Source organism: Xenorhabdus sp. PB61.4, from assembly GCF_963894935.1.
GTDB classification, from domain to species: domain Bacteria; phylum Pseudomonadota; class Gammaproteobacteria; order Enterobacterales; family Enterobacteriaceae; genus Xenorhabdus; species Xenorhabdus stockiae.
Genome location: NZ_CAWQJR010000005.1, coordinates 1 through 15,872, shown reverse-complemented (window position 1 = coordinate 15,872; position 15,872 = coordinate 1). Strand labels below are relative to the sequence as shown.

Below are 15,872 nucleotides of genomic sequence, written 5' to 3'. Positions count from 1 at the left end.
ACCTAATGTTGATCATTTTGTGTTTTTTGATAGCTAAATAAAAACGCGAATATTCTGTAGCTAAATCAACATTTGAGCTTTTATTTGTTGATTTTGTCATGAGTCTGGTGTATTAATTTGTCTGTAAAAATATAAGTTATAATTAAGATTTTGTCAGATAACCGGGGAGTGAGTTATCACTGCCTTTTATTTAGACAAATAATTTTCATTATTTTGAATATACCTAATGGATTTCGAGTTGCATCGGGCGGTAAGGGAAAGACTCTCAGGAGCATAGTCAACTATGTGACAGGGGGAAGTGAACGAAGCCAACAAAGTAGCAGCTTGAAAGACGGAAGGTAATTAGCTTTAAACTAACCCAACACCAGGGTAATCTCTGAACGTTTTTTGTTCTTATGGTAATCGGTCTCTTGGTCAGCATCGCTGGCTAAGAGACCGAAAAACCTTCATCTGGCAACACATTCTAAATGAATCGTTCTGCCATTGTTCGATAACATTCTTCCTGACCTGAAATCTCACCAAACTCAGCTCTTATTATCATTCCTTCTATAAATGTTATCAGTGCTTCTGCTTTGCTCTCTGCATTTTCCTGATTGGTTGAGAAAATAGATAATAACAGTGATTTTATCCATGCTTTATGTTGTTGGGCATGTTTAACGATAGTTTCATCGTGCCCTTTAAATTCAGCCAGAGCATGCATGAACAGGCAGCCTTGAAAATCTTCTGTGGCAAACCATGAAAAGTGCCAGTCGAGGATTGCATTAATTTTGTTTTCAACTCCCTCGGCTGAAGATGCAGCAGCAGTGAGTTCCTGCTGAAATCTTTGGTGGCGTTTGAGTAACACTCCTTCAATCAGCTTATTTTTAGAGCCAAAGTAACGATACATGGATGTCTTTGATACATTTGCCTGATCTCTGATCAAGTCGACACCAACAGCGTTATAGCCAAATTGATTAAATAGTGACTCTGCAATATCTAAGATGTGCTCTTTTTTACTCATGATGTTTCTTCTTAGTTATTCAAAAAAATTATATCAATATTGTTTTTAATATGATTCTAATGTTGCTTTGTTGTGAACAGATCTGTACATTTAATTCGAGTGTACAGATCTGTTCACATGATATCATATTATTGGGATTTATGGCCTTCAGCTAATCTGAAAATTAAATAACCCATATTTTTGTAATGTAGTTAAGAGAGCTTATAAGGCCATTAGTTTTTCTACTACTCGCTAAATGGTACGGAGAAAATATGTCTGCGTTCGTTGAGAAAAAGTTACCTATTCCTCCATTTAATTATGAAACAGCTACACAAAAAGTTCGTATTGCAGAAGATAGCTGGAATACGCGTGATGCTGATAAAGTTGTGTTGGCATACAGCAAAGATACGAGGTGGCGAAATAGAACAGAGTTCGTTAATGGCCGGGATGAAGCAAAAAAATGGCTGGTCCGAAAATGGATAAAAGAAAAAAGTTATCGGTTAATTAAAGAGTTATGGGCGGCGGAAGGAAACCGGATTGCTGTAAGGTATGCCTATGAATGGCATGATGATTCAGGTAATTGGTTTCGTTCATATGGTAATGAAAATTGGGAGTTTGATGAACATGGCATGATGATAAACCGTTTTGCAAGTATTAATGATATCCCTATAAATGAAGATGAACGCAAATTTCACTGGCCTTTGGGGCGTCGACCAGATAATTATCCGGGGCTCAGTGAATTAGGTTTGTAATTTTAATAAGTTAAAAAATTAACTTATGGTTTTGAAAAACTGTAGGGCTTGTACAAAGATCTCCGTACAGGCTCACTAGTTTTGGATAGATCATAATCTGTCGATTTTCGGTTGAATTAACTTACTTGTTCATTTCAGTCCATTTGACTAATTATTTTCTTTTAGATATTGCAATATTTTATTTTATGCAAATTTTTTGAGTTATTATTTCTTCAATGGACTATTTTTATAAAAAGATAATAAACCCCACTTTTTAACATTTATTGAAATAATCAACATTATTCCCCCACCATATAATATTTGTTAATGTGTATTCACTTTGCCCTCCTACTGAACTCCCAAAAATAAGGAATTAAAGACATGGAACGCGTTCCCTTGCTTGCTCTTTTATTCACTCTGACTGTTTCTATCTCAGCATGTAAGCCAGCAGATCCTTGTCAGGTTGATGGATCTTCTTTTCTCACTTGTCTGAGGTTAGCTGATGAAGGTGATGCAGTTGCGCAATATAAGATCGGGAAAATGTATGAAAAAGGACTAGGAGTTCCATTAGATAATCAGGAAGCAATCAGGTGGTATACCGAATCTGCTCAGCAGGGAAATACTGATGCGCAGGCGGATCTTCAGGAGCGTTATAAGGAAGAGGCTGAAAAATACAAAACCGCTGCTGGTCAGGGGGATATCGAGGCACAAAATACTCTTGCTGGTCTCTACCATAAAGGATGGGGAGTAGAGCAGGATTATAAAGAGTCTTTCAAATTGTATCTCGCTGGTGCTAATCAGGGAAATGCTTATGCCCAGTATTTTGTGGGGTATTACTATAAGGAAGGATTGGGCGTCGAGCAGGATTATCAGGAAGCGTTCACATGGTATGCGAAATCGGCTGAACAGGGAGATCCCGATGCACAAGTGGATATAGGGTATCTTTATGAGAAAGGGCTTGGTGTACAGCAGGACTATCAGGAAGCAGTCAGGTGGTATCTCCAGTCGGCTGAACAGGGGCACGCTTTTGGTCAGGTCAGTCTCGGCAATCTTTATAATCAGGGACTGGGGGTAGAGCAGAACTATCAGGAGGCTGCCAAATGGTATCGCTCCGCGGCTGAGCAGGGCAGTGTTGATGCTCTGAATCATCTGGGGTATTTCTCCTTTAAAGGAATGGGCATTTCTCAGGATTATAAAGAAGCAATGAAGTGGTTCAGTCAGGCTGCTGAACAGGAGAATGCTTATTCACAGTATTTTATTGGCTACTTATATAAAGAAGGGCTAGGAGTAGAACAAAACTATCCGGAATCGGTTAAGTGGTACCTCAAAGCTGCTGAACAAGGGGATGTAGATGCACAGTTTGATCTTGGCAATCTTTATCGGGATGGATTGGGTGTAGAAAAAGATCATCAACAGGCAATGAAATGGTATCGGGCTGCGGCTGATCAGGGAAATGCCTATGCACAGGTCGAACTGGGTGATTTCTACAAGAATGGATTGGGTACAGATCAAGATTATCAACAGGCGATGAAATGGTATCAGGCTGCGGCTGAGCAGGGAAATTCTTATGCACAGGCCGAACTGGGTAATTTCTACAAGAATGGATTGGGCACAGAGCAAGATTATCAACAGGCAATGAAATGGTACCGTGCTTCCGCTGAACAGAAAAGCCACTATGCGCAGTATTATATGGGGGAGTTTTATTACTACGGATTTGGCGTTAAGAAGGATTATCAGGAAGCACTCAAATGGTATAAGCAATCAGCTGAGCAGGGTGATCCTGATGCAATGTTTAGTATCGGATATCTCTATGATAAGGGGCTGGGAGTAGAACAGAGCTATAAGGAAGCCGCCAAATGGTATACCGAGGCCGCTGAACTGGGGCATACGAAGAGTCAGGATAATCTTGGCGATTTTTATAGACGAGGTTTTGGTGTAGAACAGAATTATCAGGAAGCGATTAAATGGTATCTGCCGGCAGCAGAAAAAGGTAATACCAATGCGCGGGATAATATCGGGTATTTATATTTTAAGGGGAAAGGCGCTCCTCAGGATTATAAAGAAGCCGCGAAATGGTTCAGTCAGGCAGCAGAGCAGGGAAGTGCCTACTCACAATATTTTATTGCCTATTTATATAAAGAAGGCTTGGGGATAGAACAAGACTATCCGAAAGCTGCTAAATGGTATCTTAAATCAGCCGAACAGGGAGATGTTGATGCACAGACTGCACTTGGCAGCCTTTATCGAAATGGATTGGGGGTTGAAAAAGATTATCAACAGGCGATGAAATGGTATCGGGTAGCTGCTGATCAGGGAAATGCTTACGCTCAGTATTATGTGGCTTACTTTTATAAAGAAGGGCTAGGCGTTGAACAGGACTATCAAGAAGCATTGAAATGGTATCTTAAATCGGCTGAACAGGGCGATCCGGATGCGCCGGTTGATATAGGCTATCTCTATGATAAAGGACTGGGTATACAACAGGACTATCAGGAGGCGGCTAAATGGTATTTGCAGGCAGCTGAGCAGGGAAATACTGTCGGGCAGAATAATCTTGGGATTCTTTATAGAAAAGGATCTGGTGTAGAGAAAAATTATCAGGAAGCCGCCAAATGGTTTCTTCTTGCTGCTGAACAAGAGGATCCTGAAGCCCAGTTTAATATGGGATATTTATACATGAAAGGATTAGGGTTTACGCAAGACTATGAAGAATCTGCTAAGTGGTTTAGCAAAGCTGCGGAGCAGGGAGTTTCAACTGCTCAGTTTAATCTTGGTTATCAGTATAAATATGGGCTAGGTGTACCACAAAATTATACCGAATCAGCTAAGTGGTATATGAAAGCGGCTAAGCAAGGGGATTCCGATGCACAGTATTCGCTGGGGGAATATTACGCATCGGGATTAGGAGGGCGGCAAGATTATGAAGAATCGGCTAAATGGTATCTTAAAGCCGCTGAACAAGGGGACGTTGATGCCCAGGTTAATATTGGCTATTTCTATATGGATGGTTTCGGCGTTAAGAAAAATAGCAAGACTGCAATGGAATGGTTATTGAAAGCGGCTGAGCAAAACTCCGCATTGGCAGCAAATAATATCGGTGTACTTTATTTGGATGGTAATGGGATAAAAAAAGACGCTAAAAAAGCGCTGGAGTGGTTTATCAAAGCGGCTGAACAAGGTGATGCTACAGCACAATTAAATCTGGGACGCATTTATGAACAGGGCCAAATTGTGCAGCGGGATGATGAAAAAGCACTTTTTTGGTATCAAAAAGCGCAGAAAAACGGAGCGGCAGGTGTCGGGAAGAAAGTGGAAATATTGATGCAAAAACTCAGGAAATAACGAAGCTCTCCACAATAATCAATCAGGAACAATAACATGGAACGATTACTCTGTATCAGCTTTTTTCTGGTTTTCAGCGTATTAACCACAGCATGTAAACCCCAGGATCCCTGCCAGATAGAAGAAGGGGCTTTTTCAGCCTGCTTACGTTTAGCGAACGATGGTAATACGCAAGCACAATTTAAAACCGGGCGATTGTATGAAAAAGGATTAGATGTCCAGCAGGATTATAAAGAAGCTGCCAAATGGTATAGGAAAGCTGCTAATCAAGGGGATGCAGGAGCACAATATTATCTTGCTATTCTTTATAATAAGGGACTCGGAGTAACACAGGACCCCAAAGAAGCAGCTATATGGTTTCTCAAAGCGGCTAAACAGGGAAATTCTGATGCACAGTCAAATATTGTCGGTCTTTACCTTGAGGAATTAGATGTCGGGCTGGATGACGGCGATATATACAAATGGAATATTCGCTCTGCTGAACGGGGAAAGGCGATTGCGCAGGCTAATTTGGGGTATATGTACTTTAATGGATTAGGTGTATCACAAGATTATGATGATGCCATTAGCTGGTACGTTAAAGCCGCAGAAAAGGGAGATCTCTATGCTCAAAAGATGTTGGGCCAGATTTATGCTGAAGGATATAACGGGCAGAGCAACTATTCCAACTCAGCAAAATGGTATGCTGAAGCTGCTAAAAAGGGCGATGCCGAATCACAAGTAAAATTGGGCGATTATTACCGAACCGGTTCTGGCGTGTCTCAGAATTATAAATTAGCGTACAAATGGTATGAAAAAGCAGCCAAACAGAAAGATGCTACTGCTCAGAACGCGCTAGGTTATTTATACATGGAAGGGCTGGGAGTAGAAAAAAGTGGCTGGATAGCAATGGGATGGTTTTCAAAAGCATCTTTGCAAAAGAACCTTCAGGCTTCAGAAAATATTGGTCATCTTTACTGGACCGGCAATTGGGTAGAAAAAGATCACAATAAGGCTATGGGGTGGTATCTGAATGCTGGAGAGTCTCTGTCGGCTTTAGCTCAGCGAAATTTGGGGATAATTTATGAATTGGGTGAGGTTGTCCCGAAAGATGAGAAAAAAGCACTTGAATGGTATCAGAAAGCGTTTGATAACGGATTCACCGATTTAGATATCAAAATTCAGGATATGAAAGATAAACTCAAATAAAATTGTTGATTCTATATACAAATTTATAAACTCCCCCGTTATATCGAACGGGGGAATTCAAAACAGTGAAGTATTAACTGGCTCGTGATATCAAGAAAAACAAACTTTCGCCCAGCGTGCCAGACCTGTCGTCACAGAACCAAAGTAGTTACCACTGACCAGAGGCACTTCCGGTAATACCTGCTCAACCGCCTGACGCAGAATAGGAGAGCTGGCTGACCCGCCGGTCATAAAAATGACATCCGGCTGAATGCCACCTTGAGTCACTGCCTCGCTGACCAGTCTGGTCATTTTATCTTTCGTAGATTCGATAGCAGTTATCATTTGATCGCGCTGAATATCAACTTCAATAATTTCTGATAATAAATTTAACTGAGCACGGTATTCACTGCTATTTGACAGTGCAATTTTCGCTTCTTCAGCACTGCGTACCAGACTGTAGCCCAGTGTTTCGTGGTGAACTTTCAGTAACCGTGCCAGTTTTTCCGGCTCTTGTGCATCTCGGTGTAAAGATTTTAATGCGGCTAGGTTCTGGCGAGAATAAAACTCTTTTTGTGCCTGAACATCATTGATGGCAATCGGGTTCCAGAACTGGGTGAGGGGCATCTCATTACCTGATGCAAATTTACTGCCTAAGCCGAAAGGATGCATCAGTTGTTTAAAAGTCAGATTGATATCCAGATCGTTACCGCCAACACGTTGACCGGTGTGCGCCAGTAAACTGTCACTACGTTCGGATTTACCACACCAGTCCGGCCCCATCTGAATGAGCGAACAGTCTGTTGTTCCGCCGCCAATATCAACGACTAAAACGACTTTATTTTCAGTCAGGGTGGATTCATATTCCAGCCCCGCCGCGACAGGCTCAAACTGGAATTCTATATTGCGAAAGCCTGCTCGTTTCGCTGCCTGTAACAAAATCAACTCGGCCTGCTGGTTCGATTTTTCACCACCACGTCCGTGAAAGTTAACAGGCCGGCCAATAACGACTTCTTCAACACATTGCTGGGTTTTGCTTTCTACCTGCTGTTTTATATTGGACATCATGGCGCAAACCAAATCTTCGAAAAAGCTGATTTGCACTTCTCTTAGCCCCATGGCACCGAGGAAAGATTTTGGTGATTTGACGTAATAAGTATCCTGAGGGTCTTCCAGATATCGTGTCAGTGCAGCCTGACCGAATACGATATCTTCAGGTAAAAGTTCGATGCCTTCCTCACGATTTGCCGTAATTGCGCTGCGGAGTAACTGCTCACCGACAGGAGAACCCGGAGTAATATTTCTGTGGCGGAACAAGTGCTCAGAAACTGATTCTCGGGTTGGTGCTGCCAGTGCAGAAGGCATATAAAAATTGTCATTTTCAATAGCGATCAGCTGTGGTGTATTTCCGATCATTTCTGCTACTGCGCAATTTGATGTGCCATAGTCAAAACCGATGAACATAGGTTTCCTCGTCTTCAATTGTCGAAAAATCGTAAAAAGGGCGCAGATGCTATCGCAAATTAAATTCAAAGGCGAGTGACTTCGATAAGATTATCTGGATGGTTTTGTCAGGCTGGTTTCCAGTAAGCTGAAATATGTGCTGGAAACCAGTTTAGTATCAGAAAGGCGGCGGGTATTTACCGTTTTCAGAAAAGGTAGATTATGGCGTTAAAGTTTATTGCCTTTCAGCCCGTTTTTGCATTGCACTGGCATGATAGGCAATATGCTCCTCAATAAAGCTGGCAATGAAATAGTAGTTGTGATCATAACCCTGACGAAAGTTGATTGTTATCGGGTAATTTTCTTCATTACAGGCATTCAGTAATAAGTCGGGGCGCAACTCGCGATTCAGAAAATCGTCACTCGTTCCTTGCTCAATTAAAAGTGGTAATTGTTCTTTTACTTCACCATTTTTAATTAATTCTACCGTATCATATTGTTTCCATAGCGATCGGTCTTCGCCCAGATAAGCCGAAAACGCTTTTTCTCCCCACGGAACCTGACTCGGGGCTACAATTGGCGCAAATGCCGACACACTGCAATAACGTTCCGAGTTTCTCAACGCAATAACCAACGCGCCATGTCCACCCATAGAGTGCCCACTGATGGCCCGGATATCGTTAACATTAAATTGCTTCTCAATTAACTCAGGTAACTCTGAAACAATGTAATCATACATCTGATAATGCGCTGCCCAGGGCTGTTTCAGTGCGTTGAGATAGAATCCGGCTCCTTTTCCAAGATCGTAAGCAGGATCGTCAGGAATATCATCGCCTCGCGGACTGGTATCCGGAACAACAATAACGATGCCATGTTCTGAGGCGTAACGCTGAGCACCGGCTTTGGTAATGAAATTCTGCTCGGTACAGGCTAATCCGGAGAGCCAGTACAGTACCGGTAATTTCTTGTCTTTTATCTGAGGCGGCAGAAAAACTGCAAACTTCATCTGACAATTCAGAGTACTGGATTCATGTTGGTAGACATCCTGCCATCCGCCAAAGGATGCGCGATGTTCAATTCTTTCCATTACTTTTCTCTCTAAAACGGTAGAATGTGGAGACTGTGCAATTAGTAGTGAATTACCGTCCGGATAGATTTACCTTCATGCATCAGCTCAAAGGCTTCATTAATATCTTCCAGTGGCATTTTATGTGTCACGAAAGGTTCCAACTCAATTTCACCCTTCATTGCATCTTCAACCATTCCCGGTAGCTGGCTGCGCCCTTTAACACCGCCAAAGGCTGTTCCTTTCCATGTCCGACCGGTAACAAGCTGGAATGGACGAGTAGAAATCTCCTGTCCGGCACCTGCAACACCGATAATAACTGACTGACCCCAGCCACGATGAGCACTTTCAAGCGCTGCACGCATGACGTTGACGTTACCAATACATTCGAAAGTATGGTCAACTCCCCATTTCGTCATATCCAGAATAACCTGCTGAATAGGTTTGTCATGATCGTTGGGATTGATGCAATCTGTAGCACCAAATTGTCTGGCTAATTCAAACTTAGTCGGGTTGGTATCAATAGCGATAATACGGCCTGCTTTAGCCTGACGTGCTCCCTGAAGGACGGCAAGTCCGATACCACCGAGCCCGAAAACAGCCACAGAATCTCCCGGTTGAACTTTAGCCGTATTATGTACAGCACCGATACCTGTCGTTACGCCACAACCTAATAGGCAAACATGCTCATGATTTGCTTCGGGGTTGATTTTTGCCAGTGAAACCTCGGCGACAACGGTATATTCGCTGAATGTGGAACATCCCATATAGTGATAAACAGGTTGTCCGTTGTAGGAAAAGCGGGTTGTCCCATCAGGCATCAGACCTTTTCCCTGAGTATCGCGAACGGCAATACAGAGGTTAGTTTTACCGGACTGGCAAAAATCACATTGACCACATTCAGCTGTATATAATGGAATGACATGATCGCCGGGTTTAACACTGGTAACGCCTTCACCAACTTCAATAACGACTCCAGCGCCTTCGTGTCCGAGCACAACAGGGAATAAACCTTCGGGATCATCACCTGAAAGCGTAAAAGCATCCGTATGGCAAACACCGGTATGACTAACTTTGATCAGTACTTCACCGGCTTTCGGTGGTGCTACATCAATTTCAACAATTTCGAGTGGTCTGTTTGGCCCAAAGGCAACGGCAGCACGTGATTTCATAACATCCCTCTTTTTGATGAGATAAAAAAGTAAAGGTGAGATTGTGTGCATATGGCTATGACGCACACAGAAAAAGTTGTATCGCAAATTTACTCATCAATTGACTGCGCCTGATGAAAATTATGCACGATATTGCATTCAGTTTACCTGATTGTGAGTGATAATCATCATGTACTGTCTAATCGCTTTGTTGCGCGCTCTTTAGCCAAAGATGATTTGCCAGAATCAAGACTGCAAATGTCTCGTCCGGGTAAATCCTCCTAAGAGTCTACGATTAATTATCTTTGGGAATTTTTGCCCCGCGATTTTTTCCTCATAAATATAATTATTTTTAATAAATGTATTTTTATAATTGATATGGTTTTAACTAATTTATAGTAAAAATAGCCTTCGTGTTTCAAGTTTATTCTTTGTTAGCTCTGTTCATCCCTTTGGTTACTATGGTTATAAATAGGGAGTTATCTATGCTGAATGGATTCGTTTTTTTCCCGTTCAACGTAATCTGGAATCCATTGAATATGCCATGTTAAGAATTTTATTCTGATAACAAGATAATGACTGAATAGAGTGAGTGTTTATTTTTGTTTGTTGTTTTTTATTTCTGTCTTTATTTTATTTGTTTGCTATAAAAAAATAAAAATGCGTAACAAAATAACTTTATTGAAAAGTCATTTCTTTTTCTTATTATGATTTTTTGAAATGGTTAACCGAAATTATTAATATAAACTAATGTGAATTTCATTGGTTATTCAGGATGAGCGTTGTTTACTCAACAATGAGTAGTAATCACATTAATGATTTTTGTTATTAAGCTCCGGAAATATATTTGTAATAAATCAGGTGGGTAAATGATAGGTACGAAAACGTTCGAGGTATTCCCTTCTGTTGATATTGTTGATGGAATAGCGATGACATCAAATTCTGCAATTCGTCTAACTCTTGGTGAAAGTTCAACATTACGGCGGCCTTTAGGGACTCCGGCAGAAGTTGCATTAGCCTGGCAAAATGCCGGAGCAAAATGGATACATGTAGTTGATCTTGATGCTGCGTCAGGCCGGGGTTCAAACAGTCATTTGATTGCTGATGTTCTCGAAGCGGTCGATATTAATGTACAAGTCTGTGGCGGTATCAGAAATGAAGAGATCTTGAGCCGTGTATTGGCAACCGGATGCCAGCGGGTAAATTTAGGAACCGCTGTATTAGAAAATCCGGAGTGGTGTGCCAGAGCTATTGGTGAATATGGCGATAAGATTGCTATTGCGTTGGATGTAAGGAGCACGCCGGAAGGTTATCAGCTTGCGACTCATGGGTGGAATGTCAACAACGGCAAGCTTTGGGATATTCTTGAAGAGCTGGAAAGACAGGGATGCCAGCGTTATGTCGTCACTGATGTTGAACGGGGCGGCATGATGAGTTCCCCTAATTTTACCCTATTGAGTGAAGTATGCGCGAAAACCTCATCGCCGGTCATTGCTGGTGGTGGAGTCTCAAGCATAGATGACCTGCGTGTTTTAGCCGATATGTATGATCAGGGTGTTGAAGGTGCCATTCTTGGTCAGGCGCTACATATCGGTAAAGTGCCACTTGAGGAAGCAATTGCGGCAACCCGAACACCAAAAGCGCAAGCTCAGAGAGGTTAAATATGGCTGAGTTTCTTTCACCTTCTTCAGTTGTTCCATCAATTTTAGACCTGCGCGCTGTTGGTTTATTAGGCGATTTACGCGGTGTCTCCGGAACAAGTCACTTGATGAAAGAAGTTATGGAGCTTCCGGGAGTCGTCGCGAATAAACAGAATTTTATCAGTTCCCGAGGTTTTGCTTATTACGAACCCAAAACCTGTGATGAGTTATTGGCAACAGTAAAATATTATGCAGACATCATCATTAAATTGCAGTGCACAGATAAACAATGCGCAGTACCTTCAAAATATATATTAGCTGATCATTGTCTGGTGAAACTGTTACGTATTATCGACAGTTTATTAGGTGTTCCACAGATTACTGATGAAGACATTGTACCTTTTATTGATGGGGTAAAGGCGTGTGCTGAAATTGTCTGCTCAACACTGACGGGAAGAAAATCCTGCTTCTCTCCTTCATTACTGCAAAACTTGAAACTTCCGGCGGGTACGGGGCATCAGGTACCAAGAACATATATCGAGGGAGATAATCACCTGATAACACTGGCTGCCGCGCAAATAGATGAATGTCCTAACTCTTCCGTTATCGGGGTGATGTTAGGCGGTGCAGCGACAGCGGCAGTCACTGCCGCAGCATGGAATAGTGAACTCAATTTAGTGAAAGTTTCCCGCTATGATGATGCATGTAGCAATAGTCATCATATATGGGGACGTAACATCCCATCCGGGCATTCTATTTCGATTATTGATGATAATTGCGGAACCGGAGATACCTTACGACAGGTCAGGGATCTGGTTATAACTCAGACAGGAATAAGACCAAAGTTACGGGCTACTGAATTACATTGGGAAAAACTCTTGCGTACCCGTGTGTATGGATATTCTGATCGTGTATTCAGCCCTGAATTTTTAGATGTACTGACTCCTTGGTGTTTCAGGCATCATAAGGTGCTGAATCATTTAGTTAATCAGCTCTCAGCTGATGAAGGTAAACATGCCCATACGGTTCATTCCCATACAACTCATTCTTATACAACTACAGCGGATTGGGTCAGCTATTCATACAGTTTATTGTCGGTTTTGTATGACACTCTGGAAGATTCTACCTGGGCACCTGAATTACTGGGTTTTTTAGCGACTCTGGTATCTCGCCAAAAAATGGATTGTAACCAACCCATTGATGCATTTAGAGATATTGCGCAGCAATGCCCTGAATGTTTATCCCGTAACCGTGAGTTTGGAGCAAATTGTTCGGAACAGACAAATACAGCTAAGGAAGTTAATTAATTATGGCAACAGCACATATTATCTGGGACTGGAATGGCACACTACTGAATGATGTTAGTGTTTCAGTTAGCGCAACAAATTTAGCACTTGCAGAAATTGGTATTGAACCACTGACGCTGGAACAATATCGGGAATATTATTGTGTGCCAGTGCAAATTTTCTATAAGCAGGTTATTGGACGCGAGCCATCCTCTGCTGAATGGTCAATCATAGGAAAAACATTTAATACCCACTATCGGCCCGGTATACAAAAAGCAAATTTAGCAGAAGGAGTGAGTGATCTGCTTGCTGCCCGCTATCAGTCAGGTGCAACCCAATCACTATGTTCACTGATGCAGCATGAAGAATTAGTTCCGATGATTGATAACCACGGTATAACTAAATTTTTTACCCACGTTGATGGCAGAAATACACCGCTATTAACTACCGGAAAGTCTGAGCAATTAGCTAACCATATTAAAAAGATCAATATCGCGCCTGAAAAGAGCGTTGTGATTGGTGACGCAACCGATGATGCTATTGCAGCATTAGCCGCAGGCACTCATGCCATTCTTTATACTGGTGGAACACATAGCCGTTTAAGTCTTGAAGCTGCAGGTGTACCTGTTGTTGATACATTAAATGAGGCTTTATTAATGGCTGATTACTTAGTCAGTAAGTAAGAAAATATTAATCTACTGAAATAAATTATTATTATCATTTTAAATGACGTATTCTTTATTGTTTTTTTAAATGACGCTGTTAATGTTTTTGTGTAAATAGTGGAATAATATAAAACATTGAAGTTGTATTTTTTATTATAATATAAAAGAAAACACCATTTAAAAGACTATTTATAAATGGGAGATGCACACGTATGTTAATATCTGTGGTTGGGCTTCAATTTGGAGATGAAGGAAAAGGTAAATTTGTTGATTACTTATCGGGTGGTGTGAATAACATCGCCAGATTTAATGGGGGAGCCAATGCAGGCCATTGTGTACAATATGGGAATGTGAGAGGGTCTTTTTCTCAATTACCAGCATCACTTAATAAAAAGAATCTCTATATTTGTCAGGGTGCATTAATTAGTCTTCCGGTGCTTGTGAAAGAGATTGATTTTATAAAAAGAGAAAATATTAACTCCAGCATCTCAATTGATCCTCGATGCCATATTGTATTGCCATTACATGCAGAATTAAATAAAGCATCTGAAAAGTATAAAGGTAAGAATAAAATAGGATCTGTAGGAGTGGGAGTTGGTGCCTGTGTGGAAGATAAATCGAACCGACATGGCATTCGGCTTATTGATACTCTGGATAAAGAAAAACTCAGAAGCAAATTAGAATTTCTTTGGGGCATCAGGGAAAAACAAATCAACCACGTTTTTAATGATAATTCGACTTTAGATTTTGAGGAAATGTTAGAAATAACGCATCAATATGGAAAAAAGATCGAGCCTTATTTTACATTTACTAATGAAGCCATCCGTGATTTATTGAGTGCCGGAGAAGATATCTTACTTGAAACATCACAAGCCACTTTTTTGGATAACAGTTTTGGTACTTACCCTTATACTGTAGCGTATCAGACTCTGGTTCAAACCTGTTTTGCCATGATTGGTATACCAGCACAGAAAATGCATATTGTTGGTGTGATGAAGGCCTATATGATCCGGGTAGGTAACGGCCCGTTCCCGACAGAATTACAGGCTGAGCAGGCTGATTATATCCGGGAACGTGGAAACGAGTATGGTACAGTTTCTAAAAGGCCAAGGCGCTGTGGCTGGCTGGATCTATGCTTGATCAAGCATGCGGTAAAACTTAACGGGGTAACAGAACTGGCAATAACTAATACTGATGTTTTAGCAGGATTGGATGAAATAAAGGTAGCTATTGCATATGAAATTGATAATGAACAGGTTTGCTGTGATAACGCCTTATTGCAGCTTGAGAAAGTTAAACCTGTTTATAAAGTTTTTAAAGGCTGGGGAGAGCTGAATGCATCGTATACACACTTTACAGAGCTGCCTGCTGAACTAATTGATTTTCTCAATTTTATTCAGGATTATGCTGGAGTTCCAATTAAATATATTTCACATGGGCCTGATAGAGAACAAACATTAATAGTGCAGTAATGAGGAAAGGAAGATAATGATTCACTATGTGACCGGTTTTATGTTTTCTGAAGATAAGAAGCATGTTGCTCTTATTTCTAAATTACAACCCAGCTGGCAGAAAGGACAACTCAATGGTATTGGCGGAAAAATAGAAACAGGTGAAACGCCTCAACAGGCAATGGCAAGGGAATTCGCTGAGGAAGCAGGAATTAATACTCAGCCTGAAGAATGGAAGTTATTTACTGTGTTAACCCGTCCTGATGCTTATCAGGTGAATTTTCTCTATACGTATGATGACAGAGTTTATTCTGCAAAATCTGTTGAAAAAGAAATTGTTAATATTTATGAAGCACAGTCATTACCTGATAATGTTATCTATAATTTACGCTGGCTAATTCCAATGGCTCTTGATGAACATTTACGCTTTGACAGGTCTATTGAGATTATAGAAATGAGGGAAAACTCATAACTTGTCTCTGTAAAATTTTCTATTCTAATATTGCTCGCTTTACAGCGAGCACCTTTTAGATTGTAGCACTGGTTTACTAGTAGTGAAAAATGTTCAGATAATACTTATTCACTCTATAATCCACTTTATGGCAGGGGATCATTTAGAGTTAAAATAAATAGCTTTAGTACGTTTTTGGTCTGTAAATTTTTAAGTAGTGAAGGATAAGAACAATCACAATGTCACATCCTATAGATCTGAATATATACACTTTGTCTTTCAAGCTGCCTCTTTGTTGGCTGCGCTCGCTCACCCCAGTCACATAGTGATCTATACTCCTGAGGATTTATTCCCTTGCCGCCGCGACGCATCTTGAAATCTATTGTGTATAGTATAAATAGATTAAAATTTATAAGAATTATGATTGGATAGACGATAACTTTAATATTTGTTATCTGGATGTTTATCCTACGGATGTTTTAATAAATTCATACTATAAT

General features: G+C 40.9%; 12 protein-coding genes. 8 read left to right on the top strand and 4 right to left on the bottom strand.

The annotated features are described in order from the left end of the window. Positions 1 to 463: 463 nt before the first annotated feature. Positions 464 to 1,000: a TetR/AcrR family transcriptional regulator gene (locus AACX68_RS01070; protein ID WP_228860340.1), complete on the bottom strand. Its 537-nt coding sequence runs from the start codon at positions 998 to 1,000 to the stop codon at positions 464 to 466. A gap of 251 nt (positions 1,001 to 1,251) precedes the next feature. Here AACX68_RS01070 and AACX68_RS01065 point away from each other — a divergent pair, with 251 nt between their 5' ends. The 3 genes from AACX68_RS01065 to AACX68_RS01055 all read left to right on the top strand — a co-directional run bounded on the left by AACX68_RS01065 (position 1,252) and on the right by AACX68_RS01055 (position 6,240). Then, complete coding sequence (locus tag AACX68_RS01065; protein WP_228860339.1) at positions 1,252 to 1,731, top strand: nuclear transport factor 2 family protein; 480 nt, start codon at positions 1,252 to 1,254, stop codon at positions 1,729 to 1,731. Between the two features lie 360 nt (positions 1,732 to 2,091). Beyond that, positions 2,092 to 5,052, top strand: coding sequence for an SEL1-like repeat protein (locus AACX68_RS01060; protein ID WP_228860338.1), 2,961 nt, complete (start codon positions 2,092 to 2,094; stop codon positions 5,050 to 5,052). 36 nt (positions 5,053 to 5,088) lie between these two features. After that, the gene (locus AACX68_RS01055; protein WP_228860337.1) at positions 5,089 to 6,240 is read left to right on the top strand and encodes a tetratricopeptide repeat protein; all 1,152 of its coding nucleotides are present in this window, start codon (positions 5,089 to 5,091) and stop codon (positions 6,238 to 6,240) included. Between the two features lie 90 nt (positions 6,241 to 6,330). On the opposite strand, the gene yegD is transcribed toward AACX68_RS01055, so the two are convergent. The 3 genes from yegD to AACX68_RS01040 form a co-directional block, all read right to left on the bottom strand. After that, positions 6,331 to 7,683: a molecular chaperone gene (gene yegD / locus AACX68_RS01050; protein ID WP_228860336.1), complete on the bottom strand. Its 1,353-nt coding sequence runs from the start codon at positions 7,681 to 7,683 to the stop codon at positions 6,331 to 6,333. A gap of 214 nt (positions 7,684 to 7,897) precedes the next feature. After that, positions 7,898 to 8,749: an S-formylglutathione hydrolase gene (gene fghA, locus AACX68_RS01045; protein WP_228860335.1), complete on the bottom strand. Its 852-nt coding sequence runs from the start codon at positions 8,747 to 8,749 to the stop codon at positions 7,898 to 7,900. Positions 8,750 to 8,790: 41 nt separating this feature from the next. Then, positions 8,791 to 9,900: an S-(hydroxymethyl)glutathione dehydrogenase/class III alcohol dehydrogenase gene (locus tag AACX68_RS01040; RefSeq protein WP_099111786.1), complete on the bottom strand. Its 1,110-nt coding sequence runs from the start codon at positions 9,898 to 9,900 to the stop codon at positions 8,791 to 8,793. 848 nt (positions 9,901 to 10,748) lie between these two features. On the opposite strand from AACX68_RS01040, the gene AACX68_RS01035 reads away from it, so the two are divergent. The 5 genes from AACX68_RS01035 to AACX68_RS01015 all read left to right on the top strand — a co-directional run bounded on the left by AACX68_RS01035 (position 10,749) and on the right by AACX68_RS01015 (position 15,393). Beyond that, positions 10,749 to 11,540, top strand: a complete 792-nt coding sequence (locus AACX68_RS01035) for a HisA/HisF-related TIM barrel protein (RefSeq protein ID WP_228860334.1) — start codon at positions 10,749 to 10,751, stop codon at positions 11,538 to 11,540. Between the two features lie 2 nt (positions 11,541 to 11,542). After that, on the top strand, positions 11,543 to 12,826 hold the full coding sequence (locus AACX68_RS01030) for a hypothetical protein (protein WP_228860333.1): 1,284 nt from the start codon (positions 11,543 to 11,545) through the stop codon (positions 12,824 to 12,826). Between the two features lie 2 nt (positions 12,827 to 12,828). Further along, positions 12,829 to 13,488 (top strand): HAD family hydrolase, encoded by a 660-nt coding sequence (locus tag AACX68_RS01025; RefSeq protein ID WP_228860332.1) that lies wholly within the window; start codon positions 12,829 to 12,831, stop codon positions 13,486 to 13,488. Between the two features lie 194 nt (positions 13,489 to 13,682). Further along, positions 13,683 to 14,942 carry an adenylosuccinate synthase gene (locus AACX68_RS01020; protein WP_228860331.1) on the top strand — a complete coding sequence of 420 codons (1,260 nt, stop codon included), beginning with the start codon at positions 13,683 to 13,685 and terminating at the stop codon, positions 14,940 to 14,942. A 16-nt stretch (positions 14,943 to 14,958) separates the two neighbouring features. Further along, positions 14,959 to 15,393 (top strand): NUDIX domain-containing protein, encoded by a 435-nt coding sequence (locus tag AACX68_RS01015; RefSeq protein ID WP_228860330.1) that lies wholly within the window; start codon positions 14,959 to 14,961, stop codon positions 15,391 to 15,393. The last annotated feature ends 479 nt before the right edge of the window (positions 15,394 to 15,872 follow it).

What these genes read in the sequence shown, in the direction of transcription:
- AACX68_RS01020 (WP_228860331.1), top strand. Translation starts at nt 13,683, where the DNA reads ATGTTAATATCTGTGGTTGGGCTTCAATTTGGAGATGAAGGAAAAGGT.
- AACX68_RS01060 (WP_228860338.1), top strand. Translation starts at nt 2,092, where the DNA reads ATGGAACGCGTTCCCTTGCTTGCTCTTTTATTCACTCTGACTGTTTCT.
- AACX68_RS01055 (WP_228860337.1), top strand. Translation starts at nt 5,089, where the DNA reads ATGGAACGATTACTCTGTATCAGCTTTTTTCTGGTTTTCAGCGTATTA.
- AACX68_RS01040 (WP_099111786.1), bottom strand. Translation starts at nt 9,900, where the DNA reads ATGAAATCACGTGCTGCCGTTGCCTTTGGGCCAAACAGACCACTCGAA.
- AACX68_RS01070 (WP_228860340.1), bottom strand. Translation starts at nt 1,000, where the DNA reads ATGAGTAAAAAAGAGCACATCTTAGATATTGCAGAGTCACTATTTAAT.
- yegD (WP_228860336.1), bottom strand. Translation starts at nt 7,683, where the DNA reads ATGTTCATCGGTTTTGACTATGGCACATCAAATTGCGCAGTAGCAGAA.
- AACX68_RS01065 (WP_228860339.1), top strand. Translation starts at nt 1,252, where the DNA reads ATGTCTGCGTTCGTTGAGAAAAAGTTACCTATTCCTCCATTTAATTAT.
- AACX68_RS01015 (WP_228860330.1), top strand. Translation starts at nt 14,959, where the DNA reads ATGATTCACTATGTGACCGGTTTTATGTTTTCTGAAGATAAGAAGCAT.
- fghA (WP_228860335.1), bottom strand. Translation starts at nt 8,749, where the DNA reads ATGGAAAGAATTGAACATCGCGCATCCTTTGGCGGATGGCAGGATGTC.
- AACX68_RS01035 (WP_228860334.1), top strand. Translation starts at nt 10,749, where the DNA reads ATGATAGGTACGAAAACGTTCGAGGTATTCCCTTCTGTTGATATTGTT.
- AACX68_RS01025 (WP_228860332.1), top strand. Translation starts at nt 12,829, where the DNA reads ATGGCAACAGCACATATTATCTGGGACTGGAATGGCACACTACTGAAT.
- AACX68_RS01030 (WP_228860333.1), top strand. Translation starts at nt 11,543, where the DNA reads ATGGCTGAGTTTCTTTCACCTTCTTCAGTTGTTCCATCAATTTTAGAC.